Below are 19,580 nucleotides of genomic sequence, written 5' to 3' on the forward strand. Positions count from 1 at the left end.
TGTTCAAATGGCTATTCTACGTTTGATTGGTTTTGGAAAAAAAGAAGAATTTAAGAAAGTGCTAGCAATTTTAAGAAAGAAAAAGCCTGATAGGACAAGGATCCTATGAAATTTGTCGTGTACAGAGGTGGAAATATTAGAAATGAATAAAGCGACGTATTCAAAGCAGATCGTCAGTCCTTAAAGCCTTTATTCAATGCGTTGAGTAATGCAACTCTATTCACAAATTCAGCATGATGAAAGAATGATGAAATCCGACTTCGGTCGGATTATTTTTTATTGGAATTATTTATTGAAAATCATTTTCTTAGTGATTAAATTTTAAGCCTTTACACTGATCAAAAAAGACATTGAAAAATGTGACCGAGTTCATTTATATTCTGTAGATCAGGTTGAATTTCCAACAACAAATCCTGATCGAATAATAGAGAAAACAATGAAAATGAAGGGGTAACATATGTCGGGATGGTACGAGATCAGTCATTCTAATGATCAGCAGTTTCGTTTTGTATTAAAAGCAGGGAACGGTGAAATCATTTTAACGAGTGAATTATATAAAGCGAAAGCATCAGCCCAAAACGGGATTGAGTCTGTACAAAAGAACAGTGCAGATGACAGCCGTTTTGAACGACTGACGGCCAAAAATGGCAAACCATATTTCAATTTGAAAGCGGCAAACCATCAAATTATTGGGACCAGTCAATTTTATGCCAGTGAGCAATCGCGAGATAAAGGCATTGAATCAGTTAAAACCAATGGTGCAAGTACCCAAATTAAAGATCTAACGGCTTAAATTTGAAACAACCTGATCGAGACAGTCTTAGCAGGATGAACAAAACCTGAAGGCTCGTCAAAATCACTAGGTCAAAAGCAATATGGTTCTCAGATAAGTGCTGTTGGGTTGGACGCTATTCAATCAGATCAGGCTTATTTGACGGTACAAGGAAGTACCACAACTTCACTGGCTAGAGTGGTGAACGATGAATAAGCAGAATCATATTTTGTATTATGGGCTCATTACGATTTTGATCATCGTCATGGGTTGGATGATTGCGTCTCCGTATTGGGTGTTGTATCAAATACGTCAAGCCTATGAGCACAATCAACCTGAAAAAATTGCTCAATATATCGATTTTGCGGCAGTCAAATCGAGTCTAAAACCACAAGTTGAAGACCTCATTCAACAGAAAACTGGGCTACAGCATTTACCCGAATTTGCCCAGTCTTGGGGTGGGCAGCTCAGCACAGTCCTCAGTGCAACGCTAGTCGACAGTCTGGTCAATCCAACCAGTATCATGCTGCTTTTACAAGGCAAAGCATTAAAAGAGTCGATCCAACTACCAGAAATAACCAAACTGACCAATCCGAGCATGATTAGCCCAGGGATTGAACTATTCACGCATGCTGAAAATAAGGTCGCAGAACAACCTTATGCGTCAACACTATCCAAAAATGACGAAACTGCAACCGCTGTTGCTTTAAAGCAAAGCCAGCCACTTGAACCCAAAGCCAGCTATAGCGCTTGGAATCGATTTGATCTGTATGTGCCGCTCCAAGGCCTAAGCGAAGAAAAATATACCGTATTTAGTATGCAACGCCGCGGTTGGAGCTGGAAGATCGTTAAAATTCAACTTCCAAACGCCGCCCAGAACAATGCTTCATAAAAAATAAAATAAATAGGTGCCAGAGATGCAAGATAAAATCAAAATAGTTGGTGACCAACAGGCCGCTGACGAAATTCTGCAATTTTTAGCCAATTGGGATGAGGTCATCTGCCAATTGAAAATTGAAAATATTGCTGAATCCTGCGCAGCAGATGTGTACTTTTTTGATGCCAGTTGTGAAATGCGTGGCTTAATGGCATATCAAAAAATGTGGGAATTTTATCGGGAGTATTTTCGTGAAGGCTTAAAGGTATTTAGGCGGGAATTGGTCATCCATGCAGATCCTGATATTGCCTTTCTGCACTGTTATTCCAAAATTGATGATCAGAGCGGGATACCGACGCCGGGGATCTCGTGGTGTCGTAATACCATTGGGATGAAAAAAACGCAGTCTCAATGGAAGATCGTTCATCAACATATTTCTGTTCCCGTGGATATTGTGACTCATCAAAGTAAAGTAATTATCTTTTAATTCATCTGAAAACACAGTATGAAAACAGAGCCATGTCGCTCTGTTTTTTTTTTGCAAATCATTACATGAAATTCGTATGCAGTTCTAAAACTTCAGCCTAAATTAAAAAATAATGACCATCGTTCAGGATAAGAAAATGGATCATAAAAATAATAAATTAGCGCAAGATTTTGAATCATCACCATCAGGTCAAAAGTAAGGCTTGCAAGATCTGAACGCATCGAAGCAAATGCCCCCTGCAGATTTACATAAAGTGATTCGAATCACGGCAGGATTTATCATCGGTAGTTTGCTGATTGCCGCCTTATATCTTGGCAAAGATATTTTTATTCCATTGGCACTCGCAATTTTATTGGCTTTTTTAGTTGATCCTTTGGTGATGAAACTCCGTGGTTGGGGACTACCACAGATGCCATCTATATTTATTGTGGTCGGTTTGGCTTTGGCGATTTTGTCCGGCGCAGCCTCATATTTGGGTTATCAACTGGGGCAATTAAGCCAAGAATTACCGCAATATCAGGGCACAATTCAAAAGAAAATGGATTCTATTCGTCAATTTGCACGCGGCCCAAGTGTTTGGGATGGCGCAAAAACCACCATAGATACCGTTGAAAACTCGATAGATGATGTGGTGCCTGAAGAGAAAAATCCTAAAGTGCAGCAAGTGAAAGTGGTGGGGCAACAACAAACCACGGCTGAAGCAGTCATGGCTTGGAGTGAGCGGGTACTCAATCCTTTAGCAACTGCGGGTATTGTTTTTTTGTTTGTGATTCTGATTTTGGTTAATCGGAAAGATTTGCATGATCGGTTCCTTAAGCTGCTGGGCGGAAATTTAAATATCGGAACAGACGCCTTAGATGAAGCGGCCAATCGTATAGGTAAATATTTACGTATGCAGCTGATGGTCAATGTGACCTACGGTATTCCGATGGCCTTGGGACTATGGTTTATTGGGGTTCCGGCAGCAATTATGTGGGGAATGGTGGCGATTGTGATGCGCTTCGTTCCCTATGTCGGCCCGATGATTTCCGCGATTTTCCCCATTGCATTGGCTTTTGCGGTAGATCCCACATGGAATATGGTGCTGTGGACAGTCGGCTTAATCCTGCTCTTGGAATTGGTCAGTAATAATATTATTGAGCCTTGGTTATATGGGGGAAGTACTGGACTTTCGACCTTAGTCATTATTATTGCCGCCATGTTTTGGACGGCGGTGTGGGGGCCAATTGGTTTAATTTTATCGACGCCTTTAACCGCGTGTTTATTGGTGCTTTCGAGCTATGTGCCATCCTTAGGTTTAATTAAAACCCTGATCGGTAGTACACCTGCATTGGCGCCGCATGAGCGCTTTTATCAGCGATTGGTCGCTGATGATGTGCAAGATGCCATGGATGTTGCACAGACTTTTATTGCTGAAAAGTTACCGAAAGATGCCATGGATGAAATTAAGGCACGTCGGGTCAATGCGTTTTATGCCAAAGTGGCGATTCCAGCCATACGGATTTTTTCGAGCGGACACAACACCGAGGCTAGTGCAGAGCATCGACTACGCTTACATCAAGGCTTAAAGCTGTTTAATCATAGTTTTTAACGGGCATATCCAGTGGCACAAGAGGATCAGAAAACTGAGGTTTTATGTATCGGCGCACGTTGGGAAATTGATGTTCAAGTATCGGCTATGTTGGCGCATGGGCTAAGTTTAAGTGGTATTCAGGCTCAGGCATTTAGCGACGTATTGATTCAAAATCAGCATCAAAGTATGGATGATATCCAAGAGGATATTCAGATCGTATGTATTTCGATTTTCCATACGGCACCAGAAGCTCAAATTCGCCTACTAAGCCATGTTTTTAAGGCACAGTTTCCGGATAAAAAACTGATTTTTGCACTTTGGAGCTGTGATGAGATATCCCAATTAGATGCGATCAAAGAAAATTTCACCGTCGATGCTGTGGTCAATAATATGAATGACTTGTTATTAACCATTGAAGCTTTTCAATTGAAGCAGGGGGAATCTTGGTTGGATGAGCCTGATCCTAGCGTTGAAGTGCAGCGCTTAAAAGCATTAGAAGAACTGGATGTTTTGGATGAGCGGAATTTGCCGATCTATGAACAATATATTGAAGAAGCCCGACAAGCCTTCGATGTGAAATATGCACAAATCTCTTGGGTCAAGCAAGACTGGGTCTATACCCCAGGTAGCCCTTTGGCTCAGGCTACCGAGCAACCGATGCAGGTGCGCCAGTCCAAGCAAGACTCGATCTGCAGCCATTTGGTGTATCAAAATGAACGCTTGATTATTGAAGACCCACAACGTGACCCACGCTTTGCGCATTTACCTGAATTGATGCATAACCGCATTCGCTTTTATGCAGGCGTTGCACTTAGAGACCGTAATGGGGTCGCGTTGGGAAGTTTTTGTGTTTTAGATCGGCAGCCGAATCAAATGACCGATGATGATATGAGTCTGTTAAAAGGCCTTGCGGCAGATTTGATGAATACGCTCAGTGATGAAAATGTGAAGCGAAAAAAATGTGAGGAGATACAGCAACTGAATGATTCGTCTTCATAATTTCAAATGATGCAGCAGATCTTTTTAGACTGGAGTTTCAGTGAAAAGCATTTTAAGATGGTTCTAATATAATTATTTTGAGCCAAAGACATGAACAAAAATAATGTCATCTGGCAACTTCTATTAGGCTACGTTGCTGCATTGGGTTGTAGTGTGAGCTTAGCTCAAATTCAAGGAAACTATTTTTCACATAAGGATTGGGAAATCGCTTGTGATAATACGGGGACTTGTCGCGTTGCAGGTTATCAAGCGGAGGGCAATCAGCCCGCTATTTCTGTGTTATTACAACGTGCTGCCGGCGCTCAGGCGCAAGTCAGCGCACGAGTAAAACTCGATCCTGAAACGTTAAGTGTGGCAAATAAACCACTTCAACTTTACATTTTAGGTAAAAATCAGGGAACTGTGCAGCTTGATGCCAAAACCGCGGAGGGTCAGTTAAGTGCAGCTCAAACTCAAAAACTGATTCAAGCCTTACAAGCCAACCAACCAATTGTGTGGAAAGGCAACAACAAAACATGGTTATTGTCCGTGCAGGGCGCTAGTGCAGTTTTACTCCGTATGGATGATTTTCAAAAGCGCATAGGGACAAATTCGGCATTATTGCGTAAAGCCAATAACAGTTCGGTCAATGTACTCAAACCGAAAAGTATTCCGAAAGTGAATATTCAAAATTATAGTAAGGGCTTACAAACACGGTATGCCGTCAATGCGCCCACCGCCAAACAATTATTTGGATTGATAAAGAAGAAAACCACAGTAGAAGATTGTCCTCAACTCTTTGATGCAAATTTCTTAGAGGATGATCGGGTCGTGGTGTTTCCAATCAATGGGAAAAATGCCTTGGTCGAAGTGCCATGTTGGCGTGGGGCATATAATAGTGGTAATGGCTATTGGTTGATGGATCGAAATTTAAAGCAAATCAAACAATCCGTGACCTTTTCTGGAAGTGGTTTTAGCGAAGGGCAAATTTTCTCCAACCAACGTGGACGAGGCATTGGCGACTGTCATAGTACAGGTGAGTGGTCGTGGAATGGTCAGCGTTTTATCCAAACCTATATGGCAAAAACCACACAGTGCAAAGGATTTGCTGGCGGTGCGTGGGAAATTCCAACATTGGTCTATCGAGTTCAACTCGACTCTTGATCTGAAAAAGCCCTGATATTCAGGGCTTTAAATGATATAGCGTTTTGTTTATCGGGTTTAAATAAATAACCGAGAACTTTAAAAACGTTTTGGAATTTTCTGTCCGCCCACAACAGGTGATTCAGCGATTTTCAACACACCAAATAGCCATGTTTCGGCATGATGAACAGCCGCTTTGAGCTCATCACCTAAGGCTAAACGCCCAGCTATAAAACTCGCCAATGAGCAGCCTGAGCCGTGATATTCCCCATCTAGTCGTGGACAACGGGTTTCAGAAACTAATTCACCCTGAATGTACAACGAGTTTTGGATATAGTCTGGCGTATTTTCATGGCCACCTTTTACTAATACCGCTTGAGCGCCCATCGCAAAAAGTTTTGCTGTAGCTTTAGATATGTCGTCTTCACCTGTGAGTGCGCGTAATTCTACGGTATTAGGTGTAAGCACAGTGGCAAGCGGAATCAATTCCGCAAAGGCTTTGACCAACGTTGCTTGATCGCCCAAAGAACCACCACTATTGGCAACTAAAACGGGGTCGAGAACATAATGATATTCGGGATGTTCACGTAAAAACTCAGCGAGAGCCGCGATATTTTCAGTCGTTCCTAGCATTCCTGATTTTACACAGCGAATAGGGAGGTCACCGACGACAGCATGTGCTTGAGCCAACAATAACTCACGAGAGGTTGCTTCAAACGAATACACTTGTTGTGAGTTTTGAACGGTTAACGCTGTACACGCAATGGCAGCATGTGCGCTACTTTGACCAATGGCTTCAATGTCCGCTTGCAGTCCTGCACCACCTGAAGGGTCAAGACCTGAAAAGCACAGTACAGTAGGGCGCACAATGATGTCCTTATTACACAAAATTTGCGATAGTATAGGCAACTTTGAGCGAACACTCGATAGTATTTTTGCAGAAGTGATTGGATAAGGTAAAAGCTGTGATTAAGAATATATTGATCGATCTCGATGGAACATTAACAGATCCAAAAGTTGGCATTACCACTTCAGCACGCTATGGACTGGCGAAAATTGGACATCCCATTTCGGATGAGACCAATATCGATTGGATCATTGGACCACCTTTGAAAGCCTCTTTGGCCAAAATCCTCAATGTCGATTTGCATAATGTACTTGCAGATCAGGCTTTACTTGGTTATCGCGAGCGCTTTGCCGTTACGGGCTTATTTGAAAATAAAGTGTATCCTGCGGTTGCCGACACTCTAGCAACTTTACAACAGCAAGGCTTTCACTTGTACGTCGCTACAGCAAAGCCGACGGTCTATGCCCGCCAAATTTTAGAACATTTTGATTTGGCAAAATATTTTACTGTGATCTATGGCAGTGAACTGAACGGTGAGCGAACCAACAAAGGCGATTTAATTGAATACATTTTGCAGCAAGAACAGTTGGATGCGAAGGAATGTGTGATGGTGGGAGACCGTGAGTACGATATTTTAGGCGCGCGCCGTAATGCTGTGCCGAGTATTGCTGTGAGCTATGGTTATGGTAGTACAGAAGAAATTCAAATGGCTGCACCAGCGCTAGTAATTGACGGTTTTAACGATTTGATTTCGAGTATTGAGCAATTGCAGCAGCAGAAAGTGTCGTAGTTGCACCGAACCTAATGAATGATGCTGATTATTTAAAGATAATCAGCAAAATGAGCAAGATCACCCCACAGAAAAGCCATTTGAGCAAAGGAGACTCATCATTTTTGATGGTTTCTGCTTCGAGTGCGATGCCATGTTTATCGTAGACAAATACAAAATGTGCATTTGCGCTTAGAGCCATTTCTTGAATGGCTTGTAGCTCGAGTGCGCTGACTTCTTCACTTAAGCGTTCTTTTAACTGAATAAAAATAACCGGCTGTCCAAACTCATACCACTTGAAGTGGATCTGTTGTATGAGTTGGTTGAAGCACTGTTCTGCAACATGATAGTTTCGGACAAAACTTCCACGTTCTATAAAAGCCAGAGGGCAGTTTTGTTCAGCTACAATTTGATGATCACGCGTTAAAACTTGCATTTGATCATAATGAATCTGTACCCAAACTGCGTCAGGAAAAGACGCTAATTTTTCTTCTAACATTACTTTTAGGTTTCATTATTATTTTAGTGGATAGCAGTATGTCATTAAAATTTAGAGAAAAATATAGCTGAGATATAAAAAACACATCGATCTATCGAGTTTTTATCTTAAAACGTCTTTCGCAGTTTTGTCACTTTGAATTTTTAACTTCTACAATTGAAATATCTAAATCTTAAGTGTGTTTTTAAAGCCATTATCCTTTTTCTAGAAAACTGTTTCTCATCTGATTTATGTAATCGATCTTGTAACTGTTTCAGGCTTTTGAAAAAATTCAGACAGAAAACAATAAAGCTGAATGCTATGTCCAAATCATTTTTATTCCCTAGTCAGTGGCTCAAACCTTTGCACCCACGTGATCCACATGAGCATCATCGTGTCGCGACCTCTTTAGAATTGCTTTTTGACTTGATCTTTGTCGTGGCGATCGCAACAGCAGGGCAGCAACTGCATCATGCCATTGTTGAAAATCATTTAGCTCAGGGTTTAACGCTGTATGGCATGGTGTTTTTTGCCTTGTGGTGGGCGTGGATGAACTTTAGTTGGTTTGCTTCGGCGTATGATAATGATGATGCGCTCTATCGAATCTTAACTTTCGTACAGATCATTGGTTCTTTGGTCATTGCTGCAGGTATTCCAAGCGCTTTTCAAAAGCAGGATTTTGACGTAATTGTGATTGGTTATGCCATTATGCGTCTGGGCTTAGTTACAGCAGTGGTTTCGCGTTGCAAAGCATGATCTGTCCCGTCGGAAAACAGCATTACGCTATGCTTTTGGCATCATACTGGTGCAAGTGGGGTGGCTGTTCTTTCATTTTTCACCGCTGCATTTCACCGTTTATCTTTTCATTTTGCTCGCAATTGCTGAACTGTCTATCCCAGTTTTTGCAGAAGCTGCAAGCCGTACACCTTGGCATGCGCATCATATTGCAGAGCGATATTCACTGCTTACCATTATCGTTTTAGGCGAATCTATTGTCGGATGCTCGATTGCCATAACCGATGCATTAACAAATCAGCGTTTTAGTACTGAACTGATTTTTCTGATGGTGGGCGGTCTGATGATGATGTTCACCATGTGATGGTCTTATTTTGATACCAGTATTGCAGAGCGTTTAAATAGCCGAAAAATGGCATTTACTTGGGGTTATGGACATTTCTTTGTCTTTATTAGTATTGCGGCGATTGGTGCAGGTTTAGCTGCCGCAGTTGATGTGGTTTCGCATGAGGCGCTGATTAGTTCTGAGAAAGAAAGCTACTTTGTGGCGATCAGCCTCGTGATTTATACGACAAGTTTATATTTACTTCATGAATTGCATCATCAAAGTGGTTTTAGAAAACTTTTATATCCTTTAACCGTGGTGATTGTTTTATGTATTCCGTTGTTTATTACTCCTGCGGGTTATGCAATATTTGCGATGGCAGTGGTATATGCATTGAGATTGATGTTTACAAAATGCTATTTGGCAAGATAAGTTAATGATATGATATTCATCAATAATTCGTTATATTGCTGATGAAAATAACGTCCAAGAATCATCAAATAAAGATAAAACATAGAGGATTATATGAAAGGGCAAATACTCGATTTTTCTGTTCAAAATAATACAGGCATCATCAGCGGAGATGATCAGAATCGTTATCAATTTTCTGGAAGCGATTGGAAAGGACAAACTGTTCCTGCTCGTGGACAATTTGTTGATTTTGAGACAAGTGGAATGGGTTACGCAACCGATATTTACTTAGTCGCTGTGCCGAATGCTTTAGGCACGCAATACGGTCAAAAGAGTCGTATTGTTGCTGCACTCTTAGCATTCTTCCTTGGTGGATTTGGTATACATAAATTCTATTTGGGTCGTATTGGATGGGGGATTGTGTATCTGCTATTCTGTTGGACCTTTATTCCATCCATTGTTGCTTTTATTGAATTTATTATTTATCTATGCACTTCAGATGAAGATTTTGCGCGTAAATATGGCTAAAGTTTTTTGTTAAAAGATAAGGCGCATTGTGCGCCTTATTTTATTGTTGCAGATCTCTAGCGGGTTGACCCCATTGGTTGTTCTCGGCTTTGGTGTCTGTAGCCCACCATATAATCAGTGGAATGATTCCAATGATTGTGAGCATTAAAAGTTGCCACCAACCTGAACGTCCTGTGTCATGTAGTCGACGTGCGCCAACAGCTAAGCTAGGAATGAGTAAAACGATATTGGTAATATTTTCTAGCCAAGGTTCACTGCCAATAACGAAATCGCAAACAGAGGCAAGTATAATGACCAATATACAAAATAGCCAAAAGAACCAGAACTCTTTACGTCGAGCACGTCCTTCAAATTCAGCAAACTTTTTCAGTGGTTTGAATGACCACGCGAAAAAGTCATAGTTTTCCTCTTCTTCACTGTAGTTTGTTCGCGTATTCGTGGAAAAACTTTGTTGGCGTAATGCAATATAGACTTGAATTGCTTGCCCACTTTCATCCAAAGCAAAATCAACCTGTTTTCCACGTGTAGGTGGTCTTTGACCTCGCCATTCATGACCAGCAAATTGATAGTGTTTTCCATCTTCAGCACTAATCACCCCAGTATTAGTTTGAATCGAAAAATCTAGTATTTGTCCTTTCATATTTTTCCTGAGTTAATGTGCTGTAGATAGGGTGGCTACATAAATAGTAGCCACGATTTTTTATTTATTTGGCAGGTTGTCCCCATTGGTTTACTTCAGGTTTGGTTTCTGTTGCAAGCCAAATTAGAACCAGAATTGGTCCAACGAGCGGAATCATTTGTATTAACCAATACCAACCAGATTTATTAATATCATGTAAACGACGTACTGCAACGGAAAGGGACGGAATAACCATTGCTAAGATGAAAATACCTGTGAATATTCCTTTGGTTCTAAGCACTGAATCGACAATCAGAGTAATAATCATTGCGATAAGATAGACCAATACAAAAAACCAATATTCTTTACGGCGTGCACGTCCAGTAAAGTTGGCATAATTTTTTAGACATTTGACAAACCAATCAATCATGTTGAATTTTGATTCAGCTTGGTCTTGGTTTGAAATTTTATCGAGTTGCTGTGAAATTTGTTGAATAGGATTACTGCTGCCAAGAGCATTGAATACTTGAACAGCTTGACCTTCTGGACTGATATCGAAATCTACATGATCGCCGCGTTTAGGTGAGTTTTGGCCACGCCATTCTGCACCTGTAAACTCATAACGGTTTTGATCATCTCCACTGATAATGCCTGAATTGGTTTGTACTGAATAATCTAAAATCTGACCTTTCATTCTGTCCTCTTTTATTATGTGATTTTTATTAATTGATGTATTTTTATACCGTTTTATATTAGCAGAATATGAATTAAATTAAATGCATAGATTTGCTTGGGTGAATGAAATTCTTCATAAAAAAAGCGGAACACTTTGTTCCGCTTTTGATATTTCGCTGAAAAATTTATTACCAGCTTAACGCTCCACCAGTTTGGTAGTCAGTTACGCGAGTTTCAAAGAAGTTCTTCTCTTTACGTAAGTCCATCATTTCTGACATCCACTGGAATGGGTTATTCACACCAGCAAATTGTTCAGGTAAGCCTAATTGGCTCAAACGACGGTTACAGATGAACTTCAAGTATTCTTCCATCATGCCTGCATTCATACCCAATACACCGCGTGGCATAGTGTCACGTGCATATTCGATTTCAAGCATTGTACCTTCAAGAATCATTTGAATGATTTCTTCTTGGAACTCAGCAGTCCATAGGTGAGGGTTCTCGATCTTGATTTGGTTGATCATGTCGATACCAAAGTTCAAGTGCATAGATTCATCACGTAAGATGTATTGGAATTGCTCAGCAACACCATTCATCTTGTTACGACGACCCATAGACAAGATTTGGCTGAAACCACAGTAGAAGAAGATTCCTTCAAGTACGCAGTAGAACGCGATCAAGTTGCGAAGCAAGATTTGGTCGTTTTCAGGTGTACCTGTTTTGAACGTAGGATCACTTAAAGATTGTGTATATTTCAGACCCCAAGCTGCTTTACGAGCCACTGAAGGAATCTCACGGTACATGTTGAAGACTTCGCCTTCGTCCATGCCTAAAGATTCGATACAGTATTGGTAAGCGTGCGTGTGAATCGCTTCTTCAAATGATTGACGTAAGATGTACTGACGGCATTCAGGGTTGGTGATGTGACGGTAGATTGCAAGAACCAAGTTGTTTGCAACCAATGAATCCGCAGTCGAGAAGAAACCTAAAGAACGCATAACAATGGTACGTTCATCTTCGGTTAAGCCATTTTCAGACTTCCAAAGTGCGATGTCATGGTTCATGTTCACTTCTTGCGGCATCCAGTGGTTTGCACAACCGTCTAGATATTTTTGCCAAGCCCATTCGTATTTGAATGGTACAAGTTGGTTTAAGTCAGCGCGGCAGTTGATCATCGCTTTATCGTCAACTTGAACACGCTGAGCACCCATTTCTAGCTCCTCTAAGCCAGGTGCAACGTCTAGATTTTCTAGAGCGTTAGATGCTCTTGCCAACGGATCGGTTGGATCTGTTGGTCGATTTGTACTGGTTCGAGCGGGTTGTGCAGCTGCCAAATTCGGCGATGAGTGCTGTGCATTAGATACCACTTGCGAATCAGTCGTTTTTTGCGGTTCGACGGGCGCAGGCTGGTGAGCTTGTGCAGCTTGTTTCGGTTCATCATCTTCGAAATCGTCCCAACTTAGGATAGACATATCAATTCTCACAAATTATACGCTTCACTTATTTACAAAGCATGAATGAGTGTGTGAAAAAACAATCAAGCATTTGTAAAGTTAGGCGATTTAGTTATTTAATAAATTTGGGAGCTATTGTAGTTTTTATTGGCCTAATTTGATAGATGAAATAGTTGTTTAATTAACCATTGAGGTAGTAATTGTCATCTAATTTTTTGATTTTAATAATATTAATATTTGTTAATAATTAATTGAAAAAAACAATAAAAATCATTTGGTTATATATTTTAAATACGATTAAAAACCTCGGAATTAGAGGCCTTGTTTTAAATGTAGACTGTGATGAAATGGTCTGTTTTATCAGTTTTTGGACACTTAGCAGGTTTTTTTAAATTTAAATAAATGGACAAAAATATTATTTATTTTGATTACGCGATTTATATGCCTTGAACCAGAAATAGGCGATCGGGACATAAAAAGTCAAAATAAAGGAAACCACCAAGGCAATTAACCCTAACTGATAGTTATGCGTCATATGTGGCATGGTGGTGTCCTTGATTGTTAAATATTAAATCCTCCCCAAACCCCTCCTTTAATAAAGGAGGGGATTTCCGTGAATTATTTTGTTTTCACGGAAGTCCCCCTTTGGAAAAGGGGGATTTAGGGGGATTAGAAATATAATTTGTTGAATTATATTTCCTTGTGAGATTTAGCAACTTGAGTCACTAATGTCTCTTCAATATCTTGAGCTTGAATATCTGAGGAGTGTCCAGCGCTTCCACTTGTCATTAAGTAACAAACTAGAAGTACTCGGTATATAACTCTTTCAGACTCTTCAATAACTACACGCACTTTCTTCCGAAAATCTTTCAACTTCTTCGACATGTTCGCTCCTAAACGGAATCAATCAATACGAAGTAGCAAGAGTGAGTTCTTATGCTAACCACTCATAAGAATCAACCATTGCTAGATCGCAATGATGAGATAAATCCCGGTTGATTCCTAATTCAGTTAACTTACTGACAAGCCTCACAATCAGGGTTGTCAATTGAACATGCCATTGGGACTGGAGCTGCTTGACCAAAACCTTCTTCTTCAGCAGCAACTTCAGCTTTAGGTTCTTCTTTCGCAACTGCAGTTACAGGTGCTGCAACAGTAGCAGGTTTAACTGCATTTAACGCACCTGTGTTAATTGTAGATTTCTCAGCAGAAGTCGCACCTAATGCACGTAGGTAGTAAGTCGTTTTTAGACCACGTAACCATGCCATTTTGTACGTCATGTCGAGTTTCTTACCGTTTGCACCAGAGATGTAAAGGTTAAGAGACTGAGCTTGGTCGATCCATTTTTGACGACGTGATGCAGCATCCACAATCCAACGTGGCTCAACTTCGAACGCAGTCGCGAAGATTGCTTTAAGCTCTTCAGGAATACGTGCAATTTTTTGAACCGAACCTTCGAAGTGTTTCAGGTCGTTCACCATTACAGAATCCCAAAGACCGCGATCTTTTAACGCACGTACTAGGTACGGGTTGATCACTGTAAATTCACCAGAAAGGTTAGATTTCACATACAAGTTTTGGAAAGTTGGTTCGATTGACTGTGATACGCCACAAATGTTCGAAATGGTTGCAGTTGGTGCAATCGCCATCACGTTTGAGTTGCGCATACCATCTTTTTGAACTTTAGTACGTAAAGTATCCCAGTCCAAACGTGTTGTACGGTCAACTTCGAACATACGGTCAGGACGTGCTTTTTGTACGATATCTAAAGAGTCAATTGGCAAGATACCTTGATCCCAAAGTGAACCTTTAAATGTCTCGTAAGTACCACGTTCAAGTGCCAAGTCGCTAGACGTTTGGATCGCGTAGTAAGAAATCACTTCCATCGATTCATCAGCGAACTCAACCGCAGCATCAGAACCATAAGCCAATTTCATTTCGTATAAAGCATCTTGGAAGCCCATGATACCCATACCCACTGGACGGTGTTTCAAGTTCGAGTTACGTGCTTGTGGAACAGCGTAGTAGTTGATGTCAATTACGTTATCAAGCATACGAACAGCAGTTTTAACTGTACGAGCAAGCTTTTCACGATCTAACACACCGCCTTGAACGTGTTGTACAAGGTTAATTGAACCTAAGTTACATACTGCGATTTCATCTTCGTTCGTGTTCAGCGTAATTTCTGTACACAAGTTAGAAGAGTGAACTACACCAACGTGTTGTTGTGGTGAACGTAAGTTACATACGTCTTTGAATGTGATCCAAGGGTGGCCAGTTTCAAACAACATTGACAACATTTTGCGCCATAAGTCTTTCGCACGGACTTTCTTATGTAGCATGTTGGTTTCTTTCGCAATGCCTTCATAGTAAGCATAGCGTTCAGCAAATTCTGCACCTGTTAGGTCATGCAAATCAGGTGTTTCAGATGGTGTGAATAGAGTCCATTCAGCATCTTCGAATACACGTTGCATAAACAAGTCAGGAACCCAGTTCGCTGTGTTCATGTCATGGGTACGACGACGGTCATCACCGGTGTTCTTACGAAGTTCTAGGAATTCTTCGATGTCCAAGTGCCAAGTTTCAAGGTATGCACATACTGCACCTTTACGTTTACCACCTTGGTTGACTGCAACAGCAGTATCGTTGGCAACTTTAAGGAACGGTACAACACCTTGTGACTTACCATTCGTACCTTTGATATACGAGTTAAGCGCACGAACAGGCGTCCAGTCATTACCTAAACCACCCGCCCATTTAGACAACATTGCGTTATCACGCATTGCGCCATAAATGTTGTAAAGGTCATCTGAAATCGTTGTTAAGTAACAGCTAGATAACTGTGGACGTAAAGTACCAGAGTTAAATAGAGTAGGCGTAGACGCCATGTAATCGAAGCTAGACAATAAGTTATAGAATTCGATTGCACGTTCTTCACGGTTGTCTTCGTTCAATGAAAGACCCATTGAAACACGCATGAAGAATAATTGTGGTAATTCGAAACGTACGCCATCTGAGTGGATGAAGTAACGGTCAAATAAGGTTTGTAGACCTAAATAAGTAAATTGGTTTGAGCGTTCTGGTTGAATCGCAGCAGCCAATTTTGCCAAGTCAAAGTTAAGTAGTTCTGGAGAAAGAAGATCAAGCTCGATACCTTTCTTCAAGAAAGTTTCTAAAGCGTCGCCTTCATTCGTGTCAGTATCTAAACCTAAGAACTCTAAACCTGTAGCAACAAGGTCATTACGCAATAAACGCGCAGTCACATATGTATAGTTTGGTTCTTGTTCGATACGTGTACGAGTAGCCATCATCATGGTCGTTGAGATGTCTGACTCTTTTACGCCGTTATAAAGGTTTTTTACAGTCTCATCGATAATCGCTCGAACATCGATGCCTTCTAAACCTTCAGCTGCTTTAACAATATTTGCCTCAAGCGCGCCAAGATCAAGCGGTTTAAGCTGACCGTTTGAACCTGTCACTTGTAAAGTAGGGTGATGGTGAGCACCAGTTTGTTTACGAGCTTCGGCACGTTGTTCGCGGTAAATCACGTAAGAGCGAGCAACTTTTTGCTCACCTGTACGCATAAGCGCAAGTTCAACCTGATCCTGAATTTCTTCAATATGAATGGTACCGCCAGAAGGTAAACGACGGTTAAAGGTATTCAATACCATCTCAGTTAATTGAGAGATACGGTCATGAATACGGCTGGAGTCAGCGCTTTGCTGGCCTTCAACGGCCAAGAACGCTTTACCAATCGCCACAGAGATTTTTTCTGCATCAAAAGGTGCAACGTCACCGGTGCGTTTAATCACCTGAATTTGACCAGGGGTTGAATTCGTTACGCTCATGCTAGCATAGCTCCATTTGTCATCTATTTTTATGTTAGGACCGTTTGAACTGGGCAATTTTTATGCCACAGTGTTTGAGGTTTAAACACAAGACCTAGTGGTTTAAAAATTTATTGAACACAAGATACGGGAAAATTCAGGGTATATCAATATTGACATTTTACTAAATACTTTGAACATTTCTGGCAGAAATCCATCTCAAAAAATCCCTATTTTTTATCTTTGTTATATATGCCTTATCCGACAAGGGCATAGCATAGCAAAGTCGAAAAAGAGTGCTTATAGATAACATTGTGGATAACTTTAGAAAGCGTAAAAAGTTGTGAATCAACCAGTCAGTTTTTATCCGATGAAAATGTATCCAAATTTATAATTGTTGCTATTGTGAGCAATAGGTCATGGAAATGATCGGTAAATAAAATTGCAGAAATATGGCAGGTTAAAATTTATTACAAAATACGATATTGATGTATCAGTTTCGTGAATGCCATCTTGTTTACAATGTAAACGTGTGTATATTGCAAACTATGTTTAAGCGTATCTATCGGATTTCAAATAGGATACGCCCAATCAAATAAGGGGCAATCAATGAGCCAAGAAGAAAAGTTACCTAAAATTTTAATTGTTGAAGACGATGAGCGTCTTGCTCGTTTAACTCAAGAATACTTAATCCGTAACGGACTTGAAGTTGGGGTAGAACCAGACGGTAATCGTGCGATTCGCCGTATTATCGCTGAACAACCAGATATGGTATTACTCGACGTGATGCTTCCGGGTGCAGATGGTTTAACCATTTGTCGTGAAGTTCGTCCACACTACCATCAACCAATTTTAATGTTGACTGCACGTACCGAAGACATGGACCAAGTGTTGGGTCTAGAAATGGGTGCAGATGACTATGTTGCAAAACCTGTTCAACCTCGCGTTTTACTTGCGCGTATTCGTGCATTATTACGTCGTACAGACAAAGCACCAGAAGATGAAGTTGCACAGCGCATCGAATTTGATGATCTTGTAATTGATAATGGTGGTCGTTCTGTCACACTCAATAATGAGTTGGTTGACTTTACCAGTGCAGAATATGACCTTTTATGGTTGTTGGCATCTAATGCGGGTCGCATTCTTTCTCGTGAAGATATTTTTGAGCGTCTGCGTGGTATTGAATACGATGGTCAAGACCGTTCAATTGACGTGCGTATCTCGCGAATTCGTCCAAAAATTGGTGATGATCCAGAAAACCCGAAACGCATTAAGACCGTACGTAGTAAAGGTTATTTATTCGTAAAAGAAACCAACGGCATTTAATGTAAAATACCGTCCCTTAGTTTGGCAAAGTAGGACACTTTTACGTGTTTAAACACAGTATATTTTTGCGCGTTTATGCGGGGCTACTGATTTTAGTCTTTTTAGTCGCTACATTTGGCTATTTGCTGGTGCAAATCATAAACTACCAGCGCGCGCAAGAATATCGTGAATCGCTTACTGACGGTTTGGCTTTCATTATAAGTGAAGGTATTGCACGTCAGCCAAATGAACAACAAAAGTCAGATTGGGTGTCAGATGCATCTGATCTACTTGAGTTGCCTATTTATTATGTAAAAGCTAATCAGGTTGATTTAACCCGAGCGGAAACAAAACGTATAGAAGAGCGTAAAGCTGTAGTGCGTTGGGATGCACAAACTACGGCAGCCTATATTATTATTGGCTTAAAAGATGACCCTGCGCATCTGCTGTATATCAAAGCCGATAATATTTCAGAACGCCAAATGAAGGCGTTGCCTGTCTTTATACTGGATTATTTGGTTTATTACCCAGGTCAAGAAAAACAATATCTTGAAAAAATTCAGCATCATTTTTCATATCCAATTTCAATTCAAAATGTTCAGAGTTTACCTTTAGATTCTGAGCAAATCGGCCGATTACGCTTAGATCACAGCATTATTTTGTATCGTGACAGTGCGACGGAGCGCGGCACGACCATTTCGATTGTATCGCCAATTCCAAGTTCAACTTCAGAAGTCTTGGTCATGGGGCCGGTACCATTATTTAATTGGATGCCTTTCCAGTTGGCAGCCGGTATTACGCTACTAAGCTTATTTGTCTTGAGCTTGGGTGTTTATGGTCTATTGGTGCCGATGCAACGTAAGTTACGTGCTGTAAATTATGCGTTAAATAAAATGAAGGGCGGGGACTTATCTGTACGTCTGCCTGTCGAAAGTACCGATGAATTTGGTACCTTGGCATCGAGCTATAACTCAATGTCAGATCATATTGAACGTTTAATTGAAGCACAGCGTGAGTTGATGCGCGCGGTATCGCATGAACTGCGAACACCTGTGGCGCGGATTCGCTTTGGTGTAGAAATGATGGCGGATGAAGATGACTATGACTACCGTCAGCAGCAAGTTGAACAAATCGACAAAGATATCGAAGCCCTCAATACCTTAATTGATGAAATCATGACTTATGCCAAGCTCGAACAAGGCATGCCATCTTTAGAGTTTGAAGATGTCAGCTTGTTTGAAGTTTTAGATCAGGTCTTGATTGAAACCGAAGCCTTAAAGACAGGGAAAACCTTGGAATTGCAAGCACCACCGATTGGGGTGATTGTGGAAACCGAGCGTCGCTATTTACATCGCGTTGTACAAAACTTGGTGGGTAATGCAGTGCGTTATTGTGATGATAAAGTGCTGATCAGTGGTGGTGTGAATGATGAAGGCATGGCCTATATCTGTGTTGAAGATGATGGCCCCGGCATTCCAGAAGAAGATCGTAAGCGTATTTTTGATGCCTTTGCACGCTTAGATGATAGTCGTACCCGTGCTTCAGGGGGCTATGGTTTAGGTTTATCGATTGTTAGCCGTATTGCTTATTGGTTTGGTGGAACAGTTGGTATTGATGGAAGTCCAACATTGGGTGGGGCGCGTTTTACCATGACATGGCCTGCGACACGTTTTAAGAAGAATAAGCCGAAGCTAGATGGTAAAGAGCTTAGTGCCAATGAAAGCTAAACAGCCTAAGAAATCTAACTCAGCTGTATTTAGCGAGTGGTACATATAAA

18 protein-coding genes and 1 pseudogene are annotated in these 19,580 nt (G+C 40.9%); 11 read left to right on the forward strand and 8 right to left on the reverse strand.

What is annotated here, in order from left to right:
* The first annotated feature begins 457 nt into the window (after window positions 1-457).
* From FTU05_RS02280 to FTU05_RS02300, 6 genes are all read left to right on the forward strand, one after another.
* Complete coding sequence (locus tag FTU05_RS02280) at window positions 458-793, forward strand: YegP family protein (RefSeq protein ID WP_078191118.1); 336 nt, start codon at window positions 458-460, stop codon at window positions 791-793.
* A 187-nt stretch (window positions 794-980) separates the two neighbouring features.
* Complete coding sequence (locus FTU05_RS02285; protein ID WP_180004734.1) at window positions 981-1,664, forward strand: DUF2939 domain-containing protein; 684 nt, start codon at window positions 981-983, stop codon at window positions 1,662-1,664.
* A gap of 25 nt (window positions 1,665-1,689) precedes the next feature.
* Window positions 1,690-2,136, forward strand: a complete 447-nt coding sequence (locus tag FTU05_RS02290) for a nuclear transport factor 2 family protein (protein ID WP_218948513.1) — start codon at window positions 1,690-1,692, stop codon at window positions 2,134-2,136.
* 202 nt (window positions 2,137-2,338) lie between these two features.
* On the forward strand, window positions 2,339-3,727 hold the full coding sequence (locus tag FTU05_RS17830; RefSeq protein WP_257230075.1) for an AI-2E family transporter: 1,389 nt from the start codon (window positions 2,339-2,341) through the stop codon (window positions 3,725-3,727).
* Between the two features lie 12 nt (window positions 3,728-3,739).
* Window positions 3,740-4,708 (forward strand): GAF domain-containing protein, encoded by a 969-nt coding sequence (locus FTU05_RS18075; RefSeq protein WP_373685254.1) that lies wholly within the window; start codon window positions 3,740-3,742, stop codon window positions 4,706-4,708.
* Window positions 4,709-4,798: 90 nt separating this feature from the next.
* The gene (locus FTU05_RS02300; RefSeq protein ID WP_180164129.1) at window positions 4,799-5,851 is read left to right on the forward strand and encodes a DUF1176 domain-containing protein; all 1,053 of its coding nucleotides are present in this window, start codon (window positions 4,799-4,801) and stop codon (window positions 5,849-5,851) included.
* Between the two features lie 78 nt (window positions 5,852-5,929).
* Here FTU05_RS02300 and FTU05_RS02305 read toward each other — a convergent pair whose 3' ends face one another.
* A complete protein-coding gene (locus FTU05_RS02305; RefSeq protein WP_180164131.1) occupies window positions 5,930-6,697 on the reverse strand; it encodes a hydroxymethylpyrimidine/phosphomethylpyrimidine kinase in 768 nt (255 codons plus the stop codon).
* 98 nt (window positions 6,698-6,795) lie between these two features.
* On the opposite strand from FTU05_RS02305, the gene FTU05_RS02310 reads away from it, so the two are divergent.
* Window positions 6,796-7,467: an HAD-IA family hydrolase gene (locus FTU05_RS02310; protein ID WP_180164133.1), complete on the forward strand. Its 672-nt coding sequence runs from the start codon at window positions 6,796-6,798 to the stop codon at window positions 7,465-7,467.
* A 28-nt stretch (window positions 7,468-7,495) separates the two neighbouring features.
* Here FTU05_RS02310 and FTU05_RS02315 read toward each other — a convergent pair whose 3' ends face one another.
* The gene (locus FTU05_RS02315; protein WP_180004736.1) at window positions 7,496-7,945 is read right to left on the reverse strand and encodes a hypothetical protein; all 450 of its coding nucleotides are present in this window, start codon (window positions 7,943-7,945) and stop codon (window positions 7,496-7,498) included.
* Window positions 7,946-8,245: 300 nt separating this feature from the next.
* Between FTU05_RS02315 and FTU05_RS02320 the strand changes: the two are divergent.
* Window positions 8,246-9,416: pseudogene (locus FTU05_RS02320) on the forward strand (low temperature requirement protein A).
* Window positions 9,417-9,509: 93 nt separating this feature from the next.
* Window positions 9,510-9,923, forward strand: coding sequence for a TM2 domain-containing protein (locus FTU05_RS17840; RefSeq protein ID WP_228144741.1), 414 nt, complete (start codon window positions 9,510-9,512; stop codon window positions 9,921-9,923).
* Window positions 9,924-9,963: 40 nt separating this feature from the next.
* Here the strand turns inward: FTU05_RS17840 and FTU05_RS02330 are convergent, their stop codons facing one another.
* The 6 genes from FTU05_RS02330 to FTU05_RS02350 all read right to left on the reverse strand — a co-directional run bounded on the left by FTU05_RS02330 (window position 9,964) and on the right by FTU05_RS02350 (window position 16,519).
* Window positions 9,964-10,563, reverse strand: coding sequence for a DUF805 domain-containing protein (locus FTU05_RS02330; RefSeq protein WP_180164135.1), 600 nt, complete (start codon window positions 10,561-10,563; stop codon window positions 9,964-9,966).
* A gap of 64 nt (window positions 10,564-10,627) precedes the next feature.
* Complete coding sequence (locus tag FTU05_RS02335) at window positions 10,628-11,236, reverse strand: DUF805 domain-containing protein (protein ID WP_168378561.1); 609 nt, start codon at window positions 11,234-11,236, stop codon at window positions 10,628-10,630.
* Window positions 11,237-11,405: 169 nt separating this feature from the next.
* On the reverse strand, window positions 11,406-12,689 hold the full coding sequence (locus FTU05_RS02340; protein WP_078191110.1) for a ribonucleotide-diphosphate reductase subunit beta: 1,284 nt from the start codon (window positions 12,687-12,689) through the stop codon (window positions 11,406-11,408).
* A 397-nt stretch (window positions 12,690-13,086) separates the two neighbouring features.
* The gene (locus tag FTU05_RS17845) at window positions 13,087-13,215 is read right to left on the reverse strand and encodes a hypothetical protein (RefSeq protein ID WP_257220656.1); all 129 of its coding nucleotides are present in this window, start codon (window positions 13,213-13,215) and stop codon (window positions 13,087-13,089) included.
* 146 nt (window positions 13,216-13,361) lie between these two features.
* Window positions 13,362-13,556, reverse strand: coding sequence for a hypothetical protein (locus FTU05_RS02345; RefSeq protein WP_180004740.1), 195 nt, complete (start codon window positions 13,554-13,556; stop codon window positions 13,362-13,364).
* A gap of 131 nt (window positions 13,557-13,687) precedes the next feature.
* Window positions 13,688-16,519: a ribonucleoside-diphosphate reductase subunit alpha gene (locus FTU05_RS02350; RefSeq protein ID WP_180164137.1), complete on the reverse strand. Its 2,832-nt coding sequence runs from the start codon at window positions 16,517-16,519 to the stop codon at window positions 13,688-13,690.
* 588 nt (window positions 16,520-17,107) lie between these two features.
* On the opposite strand from FTU05_RS02350, the gene bfmR reads away from it, so the two are divergent.
* Window positions 17,108-17,824: a response regulator transcription factor BfmR gene (bfmR, locus tag FTU05_RS02355; RefSeq protein WP_067764711.1), complete on the forward strand. Its 717-nt coding sequence runs from the start codon at window positions 17,108-17,110 to the stop codon at window positions 17,822-17,824.
* 44 nt (window positions 17,825-17,868) lie between these two features.
* Window positions 17,869-19,530, forward strand: a complete 1,662-nt coding sequence (gene bfmS / locus FTU05_RS02360; RefSeq protein ID WP_180039654.1) for a sensor histidine kinase BfmS — start codon at window positions 17,869-17,871, stop codon at window positions 19,528-19,530.
* Window positions 19,531-19,580: the final 50 nt, after the last annotated feature.

This window comes from Acinetobacter sp. YH12049 (assembly GCF_013419875.1).
GTDB lineage: Bacteria > Pseudomonadota > Gammaproteobacteria > Pseudomonadales > Moraxellaceae > Acinetobacter > Acinetobacter amyesii.

Coding starts and splice junctions, on each gene's coding strand:
- FTU05_RS02340 (WP_078191110.1), bottom strand. CDS start 12,689: ATGTCTATCCTAAGTTGGGACGATTTCGAAGATGATGAACCGAAACAA.
- FTU05_RS02345 (WP_180004740.1), bottom strand. CDS start 13,556: ATGTCGAAGAAGTTGAAAGATTTTCGGAAGAAAGTGCGTGTAGTTATT.
- FTU05_RS02350 (WP_180164137.1), bottom strand. CDS start 16,519: ATGAGCGTAACGAATTCAACCCCTGGTCAAATTCAGGTGATTAAACGC.
- FTU05_RS02335 (WP_168378561.1), bottom strand. CDS start 11,236: ATGAAAGGTCAGATTTTAGATTATTCAGTACAAACCAATTCAGGCATT.
- FTU05_RS02300 (WP_180164129.1), top strand. CDS start 4,799: ATGAACAAAAATAATGTCATCTGGCAACTTCTATTAGGCTACGTTGCT.
- FTU05_RS02290 (WP_218948513.1), top strand. CDS start 1,690: ATGCAAGATAAAATCAAAATAGTTGGTGACCAACAGGCCGCTGACGAA.
- FTU05_RS02330 (WP_180164135.1), bottom strand. CDS start 10,563: ATGAAAGGACAAATACTAGATTTTTCGATTCAAACTAATACTGGGGTG.
- FTU05_RS02285 (WP_180004734.1), top strand. CDS start 981: ATGAATAAGCAGAATCATATTTTGTATTATGGGCTCATTACGATTTTG.
- FTU05_RS17845 (WP_257220656.1), bottom strand. CDS start 13,215: ATGCCACATATGACGCATAACTATCAGTTAGGGTTAATTGCCTTGGTG.
- FTU05_RS17840 (WP_228144741.1), top strand. CDS start 9,510: ATGAAAGGGCAAATACTCGATTTTTCTGTTCAAAATAATACAGGCATC.
- FTU05_RS02280 (WP_078191118.1), top strand. CDS start 458: ATGTCGGGATGGTACGAGATCAGTCATTCTAATGATCAGCAGTTTCGT.
- FTU05_RS02315 (WP_180004736.1), bottom strand. CDS start 7,945: ATGTTAGAAGAAAAATTAGCGTCTTTTCCTGACGCAGTTTGGGTACAG.
- bfmR (WP_067764711.1), top strand. CDS start 17,108: ATGAGCCAAGAAGAAAAGTTACCTAAAATTTTAATTGTTGAAGACGAT.